The following is a 16,563-nucleotide window of genomic DNA, read 5'->3' on the forward strand; positions in this document are numbered from 1 at the left end:
CTCAACGCGTACCGACCCGGCAGTGGCGACGGTCACCACGGTGCTGCCCCGCGGCGGGTGTGCTGCTGGCCGCTGGGTGTGATCACCTAAGCTCGGGACGTTGGCATCCACGGCATCCAGGCGGGATGGCAGCGGGGCGGAAGGGTCAGGCAGAAGGCAGTGAGTTCAGCGAGCGCGGAGTCGGTATCGCACGGCGACGGCCGGTCCCGCGGTGCCCGCGGCAGCGCAAGCGGCGTCGCTGCGGCCGGCGATGTGCTTCTCGATCCGGCCGATCTGCGTCCGGAACCCGCCGACGGTGTTGCCACCCCGACGCCGGCGCCGGCTGCCGGCTGGCGGCAGCGGCTCGGCGCCTATGTCGCGCTCACCAAACCGCGCATCATCGAGCTGCTGCTGATCACCACCGTTCCGGCGCTGTTCGGCGCCCAGCGGCAGGTACCCGGGCTCGGCCTGATGCTGGCGACACTGGTCGGTGGGGCCATCGCGGCCGGCAGCGCCAACGCACTGAACTGCGTGGTGGACGCGGACATCGACGCCAAGATGCGGCGCACCAGGGTGCGCCCGCTGGCCAGGCACCAGGTGTCGCCCCGAGCCGCCCTGGTGTTCGGGGTGGTACTCGGCGTCATCGCCTGCACGTTCCTGTCGCTCACCACCACCTGGCAGGCCGGCGGGCTGACCGCGGTCGCGATCCTGTTCTACGTCTTCGTCTACTCGCTGTGGCTCAAGCGCCGCACCTCGCAGAACATCGTCTGGGGTGGGCTGGCCGGCTGCATGCCGGTGATCATCGGCTGGTCGGCCGTCACCGGTGGCATCGGTTGGCCGGCCTGGGTTTTCTTCGGCGTCATCTTCTTCTGGACCCCGCCGCACACCTGGGCGCTCGCTATGCGGTATCGCGACGACTACGCGGCCGCCGGGGTGCCGATGCTGCCCGTGGTGGCGCCGGAACGCGTCGTGGTGCGGCAGATCGTGCTGTACAGCTGGGCGATGGTGGTCTGCTCGCTGCTGCTGATCCCGGCATCGTCCTGGATCTACGCGGCCGCGGCTGTGCCGACCGGCCTGGTCTTCCTGGCGTGCGCGCACCTGCTGCACGTCAAGGTGCTGCGCGGGGAGCGGGCCCGCCCGATGACGCTGTTCCACCTGTCCAACCTGTACCTGACGGTGATCTCGGTGGTCTGGGCCGTCGACTCCGCCATCGGGCTCGCCCCGCTGGGTTGGCCGTGGTGACCGGGCAGGCGGTGCACGGTGGTTGAGCCGACCGGCACCGCGGGAGCGTCCGGCGCCGAGGCCGACCCGGTCGACGAGCAGGAGCCGCGCCCGGAGAACCGGCTGCGCGACGTCAGCAACAAGATCCGCGGCTTCGTCGGGAGCTTCGGCGGCGCGCCGAGCCAGACCACAGCGGTGATCGACAATCTGGGCAACCGCGGCGCGCGGATCGTCCTGGTGGCCTCCGACGGCCGCTGGGGTGAGGTGATCGCCTCGACGCCGGAACTCGCGCAACAGGCCTGCGCCGCGACCGAGGTGACGGTCGGCGAGTGGGACCGGGAACTGTCCGCCCGGCTGCGGATCACCGCCGCCGATTGGCGCCGGATGGCCGGCCTGTAGCCCGCTGCCGGTTTTCGGAGCGAGCCCCACGACGCGGCGCGAACCTCCGCCCGGAGGCGGTGTCGTCGGCCACCTCGGCCGGCACGTACGCCGGACGCTGCCGCTGGGCGCCGTAGTGATCGTCGTCGTCGACGGTCTGTGCCGGCGCCGCCACCGATGTCGGCAAACCGCTGCGCCACAACAGGATCAGCATGATCCCGGCGACCACCGCCGCCGCCACAACGGCCTGCACAATGGTGAACACCGGGATCGTCATCCCGTTGGGCATGATGATCAACGCGTAGGCGGCGGTGAACAGTGTTGCCGCCCCGCGGAACCGCCGGTCGCCGGTCGCCGCCGCCAGCGGCAGCACCGCCCACAGCAGGTACCAGGGCTGAATCACCGGGCCGAGCAACACGAAACACGACAGCGCAAGGCCGAGCGCGAGGATCGGGGGCACCCGCCGGCCCTCGTTGATCCAGGGCACGCCGCGCCAGGCCAACCACACAAAGCCGACCGCCAGCAATCCACCCACCGCCGTGCCGGCGGGCTGCAGCACCGCCACCGCGGCGTCGGTGTGGTCACCCAGTCCGAGTACCCGGCCGAGCGCACCGGCGCCGACAGCCAGCGACGTCGAGATGGACAGGAACGAGCGCACCGTGCCCGGCGCACCCAAACCGTTGATCCACCCGAGGCCGTACCCGGCTATCACGGTGAGCGCCGCGAAGGTGGCCGCCGCCACTGCGCCGACCAGAATCACCTGACGCAGCAACGGTTTCCAGCCGACACTCCGCCGCAACGCCAGCGCCACCACCAAGAACGGCAGTGCCAGGCCCGCCGTCGCCTTGATCGCCACCGCAAAGCTGATCAGCATGGTGCCGCCCACCCACGACCGGCCGAGGCCCCACTCCAGACCGACCAGCATGGCGCCGAGCATCAGCGCCTCGTTGTGCCCGCCGGCGATCAGGTGGAACAGCACCAGCGGATTCAGCGCGCCCAGCCACAGCGCCGACACCGGATCAAGGCCGCAGCGCCGGGCCAGCCGCGGCAACGCCCAGATGATGCCGGCCACGCCGATCAGCTCCACCAGCCGCTGCAACAACACCCCGACCACCACGTGCTGACCGCTGATCGCGACGATGCCCTTGGCGATCAGGATGAACGCAGGACCGTACGGGGTGGGGGTGTGCTGCCAGCGCCCGTCGGCCTGATGCACGAAGACGTCGCCGTCACCCAGCGCGTCGTACGGGCCCATCTCGTAGGGGTTGAAGCCGCGCAGCGCCATCGACCCGACAGCGAGGTAGGAGTACACGTCGCGGGAGAAGATCGGCGGCGTCACCAGGAACGGCACCGTCCACATCGCCAGCGTGTGCGACAGCTGCGACCGCGACAGTCGCCGCGCCCGGCCGGGGGCCGCCAGCCGGCCGAGCAGCAGCCAGCTGATCACCAGCAGACCCATGCCGGCGTAAGAGATTCCGAGCGCACCGGTGCTCACCCGAGAGATCAGCCCGATGATGCGCACCCCGTCCACCGGGTTGGGGTTGGGGGTGGCCGCACCGTACGACGACGTCGCGCCCAGCGCCATCAGCAGTGCGCCGGTGGTGCCCCAGCGCCGCAGCCGGCCCAGCTGGGCGCGTTCTTCCTCGTCGAGCGGGCCGGCGGAACTGCGGACGTCCGGCTCGGCCGGGCCGCCGGTATGACCGGTCAGGGCAGCCGAGGCGGGGGACACCCGATGAGTGTGCCAAACCTTCAGCGGCTTTCCAGGTCTGGCTTTCCAGGGCTGGCCGGTGTGAGCGACGATGTGAGCATGAATGACGAGCGCGGCGAGAACGGCACCGTCCTGGACATCGGCTCAGGCATGGGCATCGACTCGCTCACCCTGCGCACCGTGATCCATGACGATGCGGCGTTCACCGAGTGGGCGGCGTCCGGGCAGGACGGTGCCGCACCGGTGCTCGACCGGCTCTTTCGCGACGACCCGGACGGTGCCCAGGTCGCGCTGGACCAGGTCGGCATGACGCTGCCTGCCAGGCGACGGGACGCACTGCAGGCCGAGATCTGGCGCGACCAGCGCCGTTTCGACGACGCTGTGGACACCTACCGCCGACTCATCGAGGAAGCGCCATCGCCAGCGCGCGCCGCCGTGTTGACCCAGCATCTGGGCAAGGTGCGCTTCGCCGCGGGTGACTACGAGTCGGCACGTGACTGTTTCGCGCGGGCGCTGGACATGCGACTGGCGCAGAGCCCGCCGGCGCCCGCCGACCAGGTGGAGTCGAGTCGACTGGCGCTCAGCCGAGTCGAGCAACTTCTGACGGACGGTCGGGCGGAAGCCGGTCGCGCTGGGTCGACCACCCGCTGATCCCATGCCGAGCGGAGCCAACTAAGGGTTGCCTCGCTTGGAGTCGCGCCGGATATAGGGAACACTGGTGTTGTGAAATCAGCTGCGGCAGCGGTCGACGCGGTGGGTGGCGCGCGCCACCCGCGGGTTGACGCGCGCGCAGCCGGCGAGTTCACAGGCGACGGCGAGCGCAACACCCGCGCCGCGGTGCTGCAGCTGCTGCTGGAGCGGCCGGCCACCGCGAGTGAGATTGCCGAGCGGCTCGGGCTGACCACGGCCGGCGTCCGGCGGCACCTTGACGCGCTGGTGGACGCGGGCTTGGCCTGCGGTCGCGAGGTACCGGCGCTCGGCAGCCGCGGTCGCGGTCGCCCGGCCCGGCAGTTCCTGCTCACCGACGCCGGCCGCAGCACACTGCCGCACGGTTACGACCAGCTTGCCGGTGACGCGCTGCACTACCTCGCTGAGGTGGCCGGCGACGGCGCCGTCGAGGCGTTCGCCCGCCGCCGAGCCCAGGCAGTGGTGGACGCCAAGTCCGACGAACTGGCCGCGGCGCCCGACCTCGCCGGCCGGTTGCAGGTGATCGCCGGTGCGCTGAACGAGAACGGCTTCGTCGCCAGCGTCCAGCAGGTGGCCACCGGCCGGCAGCTGTGCCAACACCACTGCCCGGTGGCGCACGTCGCCGAGCAGTTCCCGCAGCTGTGCCAGGCCGAACTCGAGGTGTTCGCGCAGGCGCTGGGCACCAGGGTGCAGCGGCTAGCCACCATCGCCCACGGCGACTCGTTCTGCACCACGTTCGTCCCCGGTGACGAACTCGCCGACCAGCCCGCGGACGTGACCTCAGCATCCAAGACCGACGACGTCGCCACTGCGGCTGCGGCGCAACACCTTTCACCAGCAAAGCCCGGCAAGAAGACCAGCACCACCCAACCCAGCACCGAAGCACCATCGGGAAGGACATCCATATGACCAGCACCGTCCCCGGCACCGACGTTCAGGCCGACACCGGTCTCACCGAGTCGCAGATCGAACAGGCCAAGACCATCGACTCGATCGGTCGCTACGCCTTCGGTTGGGCCGATGCCGACGCCGCCGGCGCCTCCGCCCGGCGCGGTTTGAACGCCGAGGTAGTCGCCGACATCTCGGCCAAGAAGAGCGAACCAGAGTGGATGTTGCAGCGCCGGCTCAAGGCGCTGAGCCTTTTCGAGCGGCAGCCGATGCCCACCTGGGGTGCCGACCTGTCCGGCATCGACTTCGACAACATCAAGTACTTCGTCCGGTCCACCGAGAAGCAGGCCGCCTCCTGGGAAGACCTGCCCGAGGACATCAAGAACACCTACGACCGGCTGGGCATCCCCGAGGCCGAGAAGCAGCGGCTGGTCGCCGGTGTGGCCGCGCAATATGAGTCCGAGGTGGTTTACCACCAGATCCAGGAGGAACTGGAGGCGCAGGGCGTCATCTTCCTCGACACCGACACCGGCCTGAAGGAACACCCGGAGATCTTCGAGGAGTACTTCGGCAGCGTGATCCCCAGTGGCGACAACAAGTTCGCCTCGCTGAACACCGCCGTCTGGTCGGGTGGATCGTTCGTCTATGTGCCGCCGGGCGTGCACGTCGACATTCCGCTGCAGGCCTACTTCCGGATCAACACCGAGAACATGGGCCAGTTTGAGCGGACGTTGATCATCGTCGACGAAGGCGCCTACGTGCACTACGTCGAGGGCTGCACCGCGCCCATCTACAAGTCGGACTCGCTGCACTCCGCCGTCGTCGAGATCGTGGTGAAGAAGGGCGGCCGCTGCCGCTACACCACCATCCAGAACTGGTCGAACAACGTCTACAACCTGGTCACCAAGCGGGCCAAGGCCGAAGAGGGCGCGACCATGGAATGGGTCGACGGCAACATCGGCTCCAAGGTCACCATGAAGTACCCGGCCGTCTGGATGACCGGCGAGCACGCCAAGGGCGAGGTGCTGTCGATCGCCTTCGCCGGTGAGGATCAGCACCAGGACACCGGCGCCAAGATGCTGCACCTGGCCCCGCACACCTCGTCGACCATCATCTCCAAGTCGGTGGCCCGCGGCGGTGGCCGCGCCAGCTACCGCGGCCTTGTCCAGGTGAATCCCGGTGCGCACCACAGCAAATCCACCGTCAAGTGCGACGCGCTGCTGGTCGACAGCGTCTCTCGCAGCGACACCTACCCCTACGTCGACGTCCGCGAGGACGACGTCGCCATGGGCCACGAAGCAACGGTGTCCAAGGTCAGCGAGGACCAGCTCTTCTACCTGATGAGCCGCGGCCTCACCGAAGACGAAGCGATGGCGATGATCGTCCGCGGCTTCGTCGAGCCCATCGCCAAGGAGCTGCCCATGGAGTACGCCCTCGAGCTCAACCGCCTCATCGAACTCCAAATGGAAGGCGCCGTCGGCTAGGCCGAGCAATATCTGCCTTTCGAGCCAACAACGATCCGTCGCCGGCGCGGCGGGTACTCGATCGGCGAGAATCCACCCACGCGAAGGGCGGAAGCCCCGGTGCTGTCACCCCCGTCCAGCGCCGGAGTACGAGACCGCAGCCGCCGGCGATGGACGTGGCAGAAGAAGTCATTGCGATGCTGGCAGAGACAGATAGAGATAGATAGAAGGAAAAAGGAAAAGTGACTGTGACGCAGGCGCCGAATGTGAGTGGCGCGCTGGAGACCTCGGACCGGGTGGCGAGCCATCTGCATCCGGAGGGGTCGTTTGACGTGGCCGACCATCCGGTGCCGAGCGGCAAGGAAGAGTGGTGGCGGTTCACGCCGATGCGGCGGCTGCGCGGCTTGCAGACCGACGCCCCGTTCGCCGCCGGCGGCTGCACGGTCACGGTTCAGGCGCCGGCCCCGGCGACGGTCAGCCAGGTGTCGATCGATGATCCGGTGACCAGGGAGTCCGGGTTCGCTCCGACCGAGCGGGTCAGCGCCAGGGCATGGAATGCCGTCGACGAGGCCACCCTGGTGGACATTCCGGCCGAGGCGGAGCTGGACCAGCCGATCTACCTGCGGCACACCGGAAACGGTTCGGACGTCGCCACCGCGGGGCATGCGGTGATCCGCGCCGGGCGCCACTCCAAGGCGACCGTTGTGCTGGAGTTCTCCGGCTCCGCCACCGTCGCCGACACCGTGCAGGTGATCGCCGGTGACGGCGCCCAGCTCACCGTTGTGGCGATGCTGGAATGGGCCGACGACGCCGTGCACCACAGCGCCCAGCACATCAAGGTGGGTCGCGACGCCAAGGTCAAGCACGCGGTGCTCACCTTCGGCGGCGATCTGGTGCGGGTGCCGGTCTCCGTCGATTACGACGGTCCCGGCGGCGATGTCGAGCTGCTCGGCCTGTACTACGCCGACGAGGGCCAGTACCTGGAGCATCGGATCTTTGTCGATCACGCGAAGCCGAACTGCAAGTCCGACGCGCTGTACAAGGGCGCGCTGCAGGGTAAGGGCGCCCGCACCGTGTGGGTCGGCGACGTGCTCATCCGCAAGGCGGCGGAGGGCACCGAGACCTACGAGATGAACCGCAACCTGCTGCTCACCGAGGGCGCCAGGGCGGATTCGGTGCCGAACCTCGAGATCGAGACCGGCGAGATCGCCGGGGCGGGGCACGCCAGCGCCACCGGCAGGTTCGACGACGAGCAACTGTTCTACCTGCTGTCCCGCGGCATCCCCGAGCCGGTCGCGCGGCGGCTGGTGGTGCGCGGCTTCTTCGGCGAAATCCTGCTGCGCCTCGGCGTTCCGGACGTCGTCGAGCGGGCCAGCGCCATCATCGAACGTGAACTCGCCGTCACCGGCAACTGACCGGCACCCGCCCGACCCACAAACCAAGACGAGCCCGAACCAAGACGAGAAAGCAACCACCATGGCAACTTTGGATATTCGCGACCTGCATGTCGACGTCGTCACCGAGACCGAGAGCAAAGAGATCCTCAAGGGCGTCGACCTCACCGTCTCCTCCGGCGAGACGCACGCCATCATGGGGCCCAACGGTTCCGGCAAGTCGACGCTGGCGTACTCGCTGGCCGGTCACCCGAAGTACCAGGTGACCTCCGGCAGCGTCACCCTCGACGGGGAAGACGTGCTGGCGATGAGCGTCGACGAGCGCGCCCGCGCCGGGCTGTTCCTGGCGATGCAGTACCCGGTGGAGGTGCCGGGGGTGTCGATGTCGAACTTCCTGCGCACCGCCGCCACCGCCGTTCGCGGTGAGGCGCCGGCCATCCGCACCTGGGTCAAGGAGGTCAAGCAGGCCATGAAAGACCTTGACATCACCGAGGAGTTCGCCGACCGCAGCGTCAACGAGGGCTTCTCCGGCGGCGAGAAGAAGCGGCACGAGATCCTGCAGCTGGAACTGCTCAAGCCGAAGATCGCGGTGCTGGACGAAACCGACTCTGGCCTTGACGTGGACGCGCTGCGCGTGGTCAGCGACGGTGTGAACAAGTACAAGGCCGACAGCGACGGCGGCGTGCTGCTGATCACCCACTACACCCGCATCCTGCGGTACATCCACCCGGACAAGGTGCATGTCTTCGCCGGCGGCAAGATCGTCGAGTCCGGCGGTCCCGAGCTGGCCGAGGAACTCGAGAACAACGGCTACCTGCGCTTCACCTCCGGCAAGCCGGCGGCGGTCTGAGGAGCGACAACGCCGTGGTGACAACGCTTCCCGCAGAGTCCGGTACCGCGCCCGGCCCCGCACCCATGGCGGGCGCGGGGGACAGCGGGCTGCTCACCGGGCCGGAGCTGGTCGCCGCCATGCGGGCGCTGCGGGACGATTTCCCGATTCTGGACCGCACCGTGCGGGACGGAAAGCCGTTGGTGTACCTGGACTCCGGCGCCACCTCGCAGCGCCCGGTTTCGGTGATCGACGCCGAACAGGACTTCCTCGCCACCCGCAATGCCGCCGTGAAACGTGGCGCGCACCAACTGGCCGAGGAGGCGACCGACGCCTACGAAGCGGCACGGGAACGCGTCGCCCGTTTCATCGGCGCAGCTCGTGCCGACGAGGTGGTGTTCACCAAGAACGCCACGGAGGCGCTGAACCTGGTGGCGTACGCCTTCGGCAACGGTGCGGCGGGCAGCCGCTGGCGGCTCGGACCCGGCGACGAGGTGCTCGTCACCGAGATGGAGCATCACGCGAATCTGGTGCCGTGGCAACAGCTCTGCCAGCGCACCGGCGCCACCCTGCGGTGGATCGAGGTCGGTGACGACTTCCGGCTGCGGCTGGACAACCTCGACGCGCTGCTCACCGAACGCACCAAGGTGTTGGCGCTGACGCACCAATCCAACGTTCTCGGCACCGTCAATCCGGTCGCCGAGCTCACCGCGGCAGCCCACCGCGTCGGCGCGCTGGTGGTGCTGGACGCCTGCCAGTCGGTGCCGCACCAGCCTGTCGACGTTTCCGCTCTCGGGGTGGACTTCGCGGCGTTCTCCGGGCACAAGATGTTAGGCCCCACCGGCATCGGAGTGCTGTACGGCCGGTACCAGCTGCTTGCCGAGATGCCGCCGTTCCTCACCGGCGGCTCGATGATCGAGCAGGTGTTCATGGACCATTCGACGTTCGCGGCGCCGCCGGCCCGGTTCGAGGCCGGCACCCCGATGACGTCGCAGGCGGTGGCGCTCGGCGCGGCCGTCGACTACCTGGAACATGTCGGCATGGCGAACGTCGCCGCGTACGAACAGGTGCTGACCGGCCATGCCTTGCAGCGCCTCAGCGGTCTTGACGGGGTGCGGCTGCTCGGACCGGACACCGTCGAACACCGCGGCGGGGCGGTGTCTTTCGTGCTGGACGGGGTGCACCCGCACGACGTCGGGCAGATTCTCGACGACGCCGGCATCGCCGTGCGGGTCGGGCACCACTGTGCCTGGCCGTTGCACCGCAAGTTCGGGGTGAACGGCAGCGTCCGGGCCAGCTTTGCCGCGTACAACACCATCGACGAGATCGACGCGCTGGTTGACGGAATTGTTGCGGCGCAACGGTTCTTCGGTGCCGGCGTGCCGGCCGGTGGGCCGGCGGTGCCGGTGGGATCGGTCGGGCCGGTGGGAGGTGGGCACTGATGCAGATGGACCAGCTGTACCAGGAGATCATTCTCGACCACTACCGGGCGCCGCATCATCATGGCCTGCGCGAACCGTTCCAGGCGCAGGTGCAGCACGTGAACCCGGTGTGCGGCGACGAGGTCACCCTGCGGGTGCGGCTGGCCGATCCGCGCGACGCCGGGAGCGCCGTGGTCGACGTGTCCTACGACGGCGCCGGCTGCTCCATCTCGCAGGCATCCACCTCGGTGATGACGGATCTGGTGATCGGCCGGCCGCTGCCGCAGGCTCTCGAGGTGCTCGACGAGTTCACCGACATGGTGACCTCCCGCGGCACCAAGTCCGGTGACGAAGATGCCCTCGGCGACGCGGTGGCCTTCGCCGGCGTGGCCAGGTACCCGGCAAGGGTGAAGTGTGCGCTGCTGGGTTGGATGGCGTTCAAAGATGCTGCCACCCAAGCCGTCACCGGTTCCGCCGGTGCCGGCGCGGCCTCGGCGGCCAGCGCGGACAACACCCCAAACACCTTCGCAGACACCAACGGTTCCGACTCCAACAGCACGGGAGGTCGACAATGAGCGAGACCCTGAACGACGAGACCACGCCAGCACCGGCCGAGGCCGGCGCCGCGGCATCGGCCCAGCCTCCGGTCGGGGCGCCCGCAGCGACGCCGGACCGCACCGGCCGCACCGCCGCGGATCTCGACGCCGAGGTGGCCGCTGCCACCAGCGGGAGCGGCGGCGAGCCGTCCACCGAAGCAGCGGCGGAGACCAAGGTTGCACCGTCCGGTCCCGCCGGTGCCGGCGCCGCCGCAAGCGCCGACAGTGCTGGTGGCCCCGATGGTGCCGACAGCTCCGCCGCTAAGGCAGCCGGAACGTCCGCGGGGTCGGTGAGCAGCGATCCGGCCAAGGTCGACGAGATCTTCGAGGCGCTCAAGGACGTCGTCGACCCCGAGCTCGGCATCAACATCGTCGATCTCGGCCTGGTGTACGACGTGGTGCTCGGCGCCGACGACACCGCGGTGCTGGATATGACGTTGACCTCGGCGGCCTGCCCGCTGACTGACATGATCGAGGATCAGGTCCGTGGCGCCCTTGTCGGCCTGCATCCGGGTGAAGGTCTGGTGGAGGACTTCCGGATCAACTGGGTGTGGATGCCGCCGTGGGACCTGACCAGGATCACCGACGACGGCCGCGATCAGCTGCGCGCCCTCGGGTTCGCGATCTGAGCAGTGCCCGGCGGCAGCGGCGCGGCAGTGCGGCAACGGCCGATTGACAACCCGATAGGTTCGTACGGTGCCAACACCAGCCACTGCCGGCGCCACCGATCCGGCCGAACCCGCCGAGCCGGTTGCACCAGCCGGTTCGGCCGAACCGTCCACTGCGGCCGAAGCAGCCGACCAGGCCGAAGCAGCCGACCCGGCCGAGGCAGCCGACCCGGCCGGCAGCGAAGCCGGCGCCGCCCCGGCGCCCACCAGCAACCTGTCCAGGCGTGAGGCACAGCAGCGCAGTCGCTCGCTGACGCTCGCCGGCTACACGGTGGAGCTGGACCTGGCCGAGGCGGCGGAACCGGGGGCAAGCGAGTACCCGGTGCGCACCACCGTCGAGCTGACCAGCACCGAACCGGACACCTTCCTGGACTTTCTCGGCGGTGCGGTGCTGCGGGTCAGCATCGACGGCGACGAGCAGCCGGTTCGGTACGACGGCGCGCGCATCCAGCTCACCGGCCTGACGCCCGGCAAACCCCAGCAGGTAGTGGTCGACGGCCTGGCCAGGTACTCCCGCTCCGGCGAGGGGCTGCACCGGTTCGTCGACCCGGTCGACGGCAACGTGTACCTGTACACCCACAACGAGCCGGCCGATTGCCGCCGGGTGTTCCCGGTGTTCGACCAGCCGGACCTGAAGGCGCCCTTCACCTTCCGGGTGATCGCGCCGCGGGACTGGGAGGTGCTGAGCAACCAGCGGAGCGTCGATCTGCAACCGGCCGGCGAGGACTCCGGCGGCGTTGGCGACAACACGGGCGACAACGCGGGCGGTGCCGGCGGAGCGGCGCTGCGGGTGTTCGCGCCGACGCCGCCGATGTCCAGCTACCTCACCTGCGTCGCTGCCGGACCGTACGCCGGCTGGCACGACCAATGGTTCGGCGGTACGCCCAGCGGCGAGCAGCTCGGCGTTCCCCTCGGCCTGTACTGCCGGCAGTCGCTGGCGAGCGCCTTCGATCCCGAGACGCTGTTCACCCTCACCAAGCAGGGTCTGGACTTCTTCCACCGGGTGTTCGACGTCGCCTACCCGTGGGGCAAGTACGACCAGATCTTCGTGCCTGAATACAACATCGGCGCCATGGAGAACCCCGGTCTTGTCACCTACACCGACGAGGGCTATGTGTTCGAGTCGGCCGCCACCAGGGCGCAGTACGCCGGCCGCGCAAACACCCTGCTGCACGAGATGTCGCACATGTGGTTCGGCGATCTGGTGACGCCGCGCTGGTGGGACGAGTTGTGGCTCAAGGAATCGTTCGCCGACTACATGGGCGCCCTGGCCAGCGCCGAGGCAACAGAGTTCACCGATGCCTGGACGCCGTTCACCGCCGGACGCAAGGGCTGGGCCTACCGCCAGGACCAGCTGCCCAGCACCCACCCGATCGCGGCCGACATCCCCGACGTGGAGGCCGCGAAGCAGAACTTCGACGGCATCACCTACGCCAAAGGCGCCAGCGTGCTGCGGCAACTGGTCGCCTACGTCGGGCAGGACGCGTTCCTGGCCGGCACCGCCGACTACTTCCGCCGACACGCCTTCGGCAACACCACCATCGCCGACCTGATCGACGCGCTCGAACGCAGCTCGGGCCGATCGCTGGCGCAGTGGTCACGGCTCTGGCTGCAGACCAGTGGGCTCACCACACTGTCGGCCGAGCCCGACATCAAAGACGGTGTGCTGCAACGATTGTGGATCGATCAGCAGCCGGCGGACGGCGTCGGCACCGCCCCGGAGCTGCCGCACCGGTTGGCCGTCGGACTGTACCGGCGTGACGCCTCCGGGCGGTTGTCCAGGGCCGAGCGGTTCGAGCTCGACCTGACCGGCGAGCGCACCGAGGTACCGGCCGCGGCCGGCCTACCCGCGCCGGAGCTCATCGTTGTCAACGACGACGACCTGAGCTACGCCAAGGTCCGGCTGGACCCTGAGTCGCTGCGCACCGTCGCCGACTCGCTGACCGCGATCGACTCGTCGTTGACCAGGGCCGGGCTGTGGGCCAGCCTGTGGAACGCCTGCCGGGACGGGATTCTCCCGGCAACCGACTACCTGGCGATCGTCGCCCGCCAGGCACCGACCGAGACCGACAGCGCCCTGCAGAGCACCGCGCTGGGCAACGCCTGGATCGCGTTGAACCGGTACCTGCCGGCCGCGCAGCGGCCGGCCGCGGCCGCCGGGTTGGCAGCGGCCAGCAGCGAGCAGATGCTCGCCGCCGCACCGGGTTCGGATGCCCAACTGACCTGGGCCAGAACTCTCGGCAGGGTCACCGCGCTGCATCCGGACGGCGCCGAGCAGCTCCGCGGGTGGCTGGCCGGCGCAGAGCCGCCGGCCGGACTGCCGCTGGACTCGCGGTTACGGTGGCAGTGGTGGACAGCGCTGGCGGCAGCCGGACATGCCAGCGTCGCCGAACTGGACGCCGAACGCGACAGCGACCGCTCGCCGGCGGCAGCGCTGCGGCACCTCGAGGCGGTCAGCTCGCTGCCCGACCCGCAGCTGAAACACCAACTGTGGCAGCAGCTCTGCGACGATCTCGGTCAGTCCAACGATGAGCTCTCCGCACGCATTGCCGGCTTCATGGCGGCGGGACATGCCCCGCTGGTTTCCGGCTATTTCCAGCCCTATCTCTCCCAACTCGGCCGGCAGTGGCGCCGGCGCAGCCAGGAACTCGCGCAGCGCTGGGTGGAGGGGCTGTATCCAAGGGCGGTCTCGCTCACCGACCAGGCGTCGGCGGAAGCCGATCCGGAGCAGCACCCGGTGGTGGCCGGGACGACGGCGTGGCTGCGGGACAACCCGGATGCGCCGGGAGCCCTGCGCCGCCTGCTGATCGAGCAACTCGACGACACCCGCCGCGCCCTGCACGCCCAGCAAGCCACCGCCGGCTCGGCGGAATCGGCGCCATGACCGACCACCGGATCGAGCGGCGCACCCCGGAAACCCCAGTGCAGCAACGGGTTTCCAGCCCGGCGGACGCGATCAGCGTCAACCCCAGCGAAGGCCCGTTCCGGGACGATCTGGAACGCATCAGGTTCTCGCCGTACTTCTCGCGGTTGGCGGCCGTCACCCAGGTGGTGTCGCCAGGGGCGCTCGGCAACGTCATCACCAACCGGCTCACCCACACCATCAAGGTGACGGCGGTGGCCAGGGCCATCGCGATGCGGATCCGGCGCGGGCCGGACTCGGCGTTGGCTCAGCAGCTCGGCGGGGTCGATCCGGTTGTGGTGCAGGCCGCCGCCTCCGCGCACGATCTCGGGCACCCGCCGTTCGGGCACCTGGGGGAGCGCATCCTTGACCGGATCGCCCGGTCCCGGTTCGACCTGGCCGACGGGTTCGAGGGCAACGCGCAGACCTTCCGGATTCTCACCCAGCTGGACGTGCACGGCACCGCGCCGTCCGGGCTCAACCTCACCACCGCGGTGCGTGCCGCGGTACTCAAGTACCCGTGGGCGAGATTCGGTGTGCCGCAACCACATCCGTCCACCCTCGACCCCACCCCGAAGGGCGCAGGGGTCGGTGCCGACGGTGTCGGTTCCGGCAAGTTCTCCGCCTACCTGCCCGACGTCGCGGAGCTGACGCAGGTTCTCGCCGGCTACCCCGGCCGCGCCGAGTTCCGGCAGACCGTCGAGTGCTCGGTGATGGACGTCGCCGACGACATCGCCTATTCCCTGCACGATCTCGACGATTTCCATCGAGCCGGGGTGCTGCAGCACGCCAGTGTCGCCGCTGAGTTCAGGGCATGGCAGCGGCACCGCGCCGAGTTGGCCGGCGCCACCGCCGGCGAGCTGCACACCCAGGAGCGGCGCCCCGGCCGCCGGCTCGAGCTGTTGCGCCGCCGGCTGCGCGACAAGGACGGCTGGATCTTCGATGAGGACGTCTTCGCGGTGGCCGTCGCCAGGGTCGCCGACGACCTCGTCGACGGCTTGCTGGCCGCCCCCTACGACTCGTCGATGGACGCCGAGCGGGCCCTTGAAGCGTTCACCGGCAGCTGGATCAACCACCTGCAGGAATCGGTGACGATCACCGCGAACCCGAACCCGCGCAGCGCTTTTGTCGCCCTCAACCGGCAGGCCTGGCACGAGGTAGCGGTACTCAAGTTCGTGCACCAGCGGTTCGTCCTCGATCGTCCGGACCTGGCGATGTTCCAACGCGGACAGGCCGAGCTACTGGCAAACCTGGTGGCAGCACTGGATTCTTGGCTGGCCGACCCTGACGACGCCGGCCGGATCCCGCGCCGCTTGGTGGATCTGGTCGACCTGGCGACCGGCGCCTACACCAGGCTGGCCGCCGAACAGCCCGAGCTGCTGGTGGCGCCGTCGGGGGAACGCAGCACCAGCCCGGACGCCATCCGCCGGCTCGGCAGGGGCCGCGGCATCATCGACTACGTCGCTTCGCTCTCGGACGAGGAGGCGGTGCGCGCCGGCAGCACCCTCACCGGCGCCGGCGGGCTGTCCTGGACAGCGCCCTGAGGATGGCGCGAAACCGCAGAGCGCAAGCGACCGCCAGTGCTTTCCGGCCACGCCCGGCCCCCGGTGGCGGGCGGCAGCTGGAGCTCGCGCCAAGCCGAATCCCCGCGTGGATCAACAGGTTTGCCGCCGGCCACGGTGGCCTTACCGGCCTGCACGGCGACGAACGGCAGCTCCGGGTCAGCGCTGGCGACGGCGCGGCGGCCGTCTTCGATGTGCCATTTCCGCCGCTGGACATTCCCGCGTCAGCGCCAGCGGCCGAAACCGGGCGGCCCGCCACAGTTGCCACTGGCACCGACGGACCCGCCGAGCCGGTGGAAGCCCTGTTGGAGCATCTGGCCGGCCTCGGCGAACTCGGCATCATCCTGGTGCGGGCCGGGGCGCACTCGGTCGGCGTCGCGCTGGACGGCGCGGTGATCGCCTCGTCCACCGATACCCATTACGTGCAGGGCAGGACGGCGGCGGGCGGCTGGTCACAGCAGCGCTATGCCCGGCGCCGCGGAAACCAGCTCACCGCCGCGCAGGCGGCAACCGCGGCGGCCGCCGAGCGGGTGCTGTTCGGGCGGCAGCTGTCCGGCCTGGTCGTCGGCGGCGACGAGCGCAGCGCCGGCGCGGTACTGGAACTGCTGGCCGCGGCCGGCCCGGCAGGTGCGGTGCTCATCGCCCTGCCGCGTCGCGAGTTCTGGGCGGTGCCGGAGCCGCGCCGGGCGGTGCTGGACGAGGTGGCGACGCACAGCCTTGACGTCACCGTCACCGTGACGGAGCAACCGGGTCAACGCTGAGCCGGCGGCCTGAGGTAGCGGCCGGGGCCGTTTCCCGCGCTCAGAAATTCTCAGTGCTCAGAAATTCTCGGTGCTCAGAAATTCTCAGCACTCTGAAATAGGGCAG

The 16,563-nt window shown here is 69.6% G+C and carries 14 protein-coding genes; 13 read left to right on the forward strand and 1 reads right to left on the reverse strand.

The window, feature by feature from the left end; all coding sequences use genetic code 11:
- Positions 1-273: 273 nt before the first annotated feature.
- Complete coding sequence (locus HKD39_RS00830) at positions 274-1,221, forward strand: heme o synthase (protein WP_171198373.1); 948 nt, start codon at positions 274-276, stop codon at positions 1,219-1,221.
- Between the two features lie 18 nt (positions 1,222-1,239).
- Positions 1,240-1,599: a hypothetical protein gene (locus HKD39_RS00835; RefSeq protein WP_171197949.1), complete on the forward strand. Its 360-nt coding sequence runs from the start codon at positions 1,240-1,242 to the stop codon at positions 1,597-1,599.
- Here the strand turns inward: HKD39_RS00835 and mptB are convergent.
- Positions 1,562-3,307, reverse strand: a complete 1,746-nt coding sequence (mptB, locus tag HKD39_RS00840; protein WP_171197950.1) for a polyprenol phosphomannose-dependent alpha 1,6 mannosyltransferase MptB — start codon at positions 3,305-3,307, stop codon at positions 1,562-1,564. The genes HKD39_RS00835 and mptB overlap by 38 nt on opposite strands.
- Positions 3,308-3,385: 78 nt before the next feature.
- Here mptB and HKD39_RS00845 point away from each other — a divergent pair, with 78 nt between their 5' ends.
- The 11 genes from HKD39_RS00845 to HKD39_RS00895 all read left to right on the forward strand — a co-directional run bounded on the left by HKD39_RS00845 (position 3,386) and on the right by HKD39_RS00895 (position 16,457).
- Positions 3,386-3,937, forward strand: coding sequence for a tetratricopeptide repeat protein (locus HKD39_RS00845; protein WP_171197951.1), 552 nt, complete (start codon positions 3,386-3,388; stop codon positions 3,935-3,937).
- 72 nt (positions 3,938-4,009) lie between these two features.
- Complete coding sequence (locus tag HKD39_RS00850) at positions 4,010-4,882, forward strand: helix-turn-helix transcriptional regulator (RefSeq protein WP_343074511.1); 873 nt, start codon at positions 4,010-4,012, stop codon at positions 4,880-4,882.
- The gene (gene sufB, locus HKD39_RS00855) at positions 4,879-6,345 is read left to right on the forward strand and encodes a Fe-S cluster assembly protein SufB (protein ID WP_171197952.1); all 1,467 of its coding nucleotides are present in this window, start codon (positions 4,879-4,881) and stop codon (positions 6,343-6,345) included. The genes HKD39_RS00850 and sufB overlap by 4 nt, the downstream gene beginning before the upstream one ends.
- Positions 6,346-6,572: 227 nt before the next feature.
- The gene (gene sufD, locus HKD39_RS00860) at positions 6,573-7,739 is read left to right on the forward strand and encodes a Fe-S cluster assembly protein SufD (RefSeq protein WP_343074512.1); all 1,167 of its coding nucleotides are present in this window, start codon (positions 6,573-6,575) and stop codon (positions 7,737-7,739) included.
- Between the two features lie 61 nt (positions 7,740-7,800).
- Positions 7,801-8,568: a Fe-S cluster assembly ATPase SufC gene (sufC, locus tag HKD39_RS00865; protein WP_171197954.1), complete on the forward strand. Its 768-nt coding sequence runs from the start codon at positions 7,801-7,803 to the stop codon at positions 8,566-8,568.
- Between the two features lie 119 nt (positions 8,569-8,687).
- Positions 8,688-9,989: a cysteine desulfurase gene (locus HKD39_RS00870; RefSeq protein WP_171198375.1), complete on the forward strand. Its 1,302-nt coding sequence runs from the start codon at positions 8,688-8,690 to the stop codon at positions 9,987-9,989.
- Entirely contained in the window at positions 9,989-10,543 is a 555-nt protein-coding gene (sufU, locus tag HKD39_RS00875; protein WP_171197955.1) for a Fe-S cluster assembly sulfur transfer protein SufU, read from the forward strand. The genes HKD39_RS00870 and sufU overlap by 1 nt, the downstream gene beginning before the upstream one ends.
- A gap of 134 nt (positions 10,544-10,677) precedes the next feature.
- Positions 10,678-11,193: a metal-sulfur cluster assembly factor gene (locus HKD39_RS20165; RefSeq protein WP_425488408.1), complete on the forward strand. Its 516-nt coding sequence runs from the start codon at positions 10,678-10,680 to the stop codon at positions 11,191-11,193.
- A gap of 67 nt (positions 11,194-11,260) precedes the next feature.
- A complete protein-coding gene (gene pepN, locus HKD39_RS00885) occupies positions 11,261-14,116 on the forward strand; it encodes an aminopeptidase N (protein ID WP_212753742.1) in 2,856 nt (951 codons plus the stop codon).
- Complete coding sequence (locus tag HKD39_RS00890; protein ID WP_171197957.1) at positions 14,113-15,678, forward strand: deoxyguanosinetriphosphate triphosphohydrolase family protein; 1,566 nt, start codon at positions 14,113-14,115, stop codon at positions 15,676-15,678. The genes pepN and HKD39_RS00890 overlap by 4 nt, the downstream gene beginning before the upstream one ends.
- A gap of 2 nt (positions 15,679-15,680) precedes the next feature.
- Positions 15,681-16,457: an acVLRF1 family peptidyl-tRNA hydrolase gene (locus HKD39_RS00895; protein WP_246231768.1), complete on the forward strand. Its 777-nt coding sequence runs from the start codon at positions 15,681-15,683 to the stop codon at positions 16,455-16,457.
- The last annotated feature ends 106 nt before the right edge of the window (positions 16,458-16,563 follow it).

Source organism: Nakamurella aerolata, assembly GCF_013002705.1.
Taxonomy (GTDB): Bacteria; Actinomycetota; Actinomycetes; order Mycobacteriales; family Nakamurellaceae; genus Nakamurella; species Nakamurella aerolata.

Bases quoted from the DNA above. Each gene is read 5' to 3' on its own strand.
- HKD39_RS00870 (WP_171198375.1), top strand. From the start codon at position 8,688: ATGCGGGCGCTGCGGGACGATTTCCCGATTCTGGACCGCACCGTGCGG.
- HKD39_RS00890 (WP_171197957.1), top strand. From the start codon at position 14,113: ATGACCGACCACCGGATCGAGCGGCGCACCCCGGAAACCCCAGTGCAG.
- sufC (WP_171197954.1), top strand. From the start codon at position 7,801: ATGGCAACTTTGGATATTCGCGACCTGCATGTCGACGTCGTCACCGAG.
- HKD39_RS00845 (WP_171197951.1), top strand. From the start codon at position 3,386: ATGAATGACGAGCGCGGCGAGAACGGCACCGTCCTGGACATCGGCTCA.
- sufB (WP_171197952.1), top strand. From the start codon at position 4,879: ATGACCAGCACCGTCCCCGGCACCGACGTTCAGGCCGACACCGGTCTC.
- HKD39_RS00895 (WP_246231768.1), top strand. From the start codon at position 15,681: ATGGCGCGAAACCGCAGAGCGCAAGCGACCGCCAGTGCTTTCCGGCCA.
- sufU (WP_171197955.1), top strand. From the start codon at position 9,989: ATGCAGATGGACCAGCTGTACCAGGAGATCATTCTCGACCACTACCGG.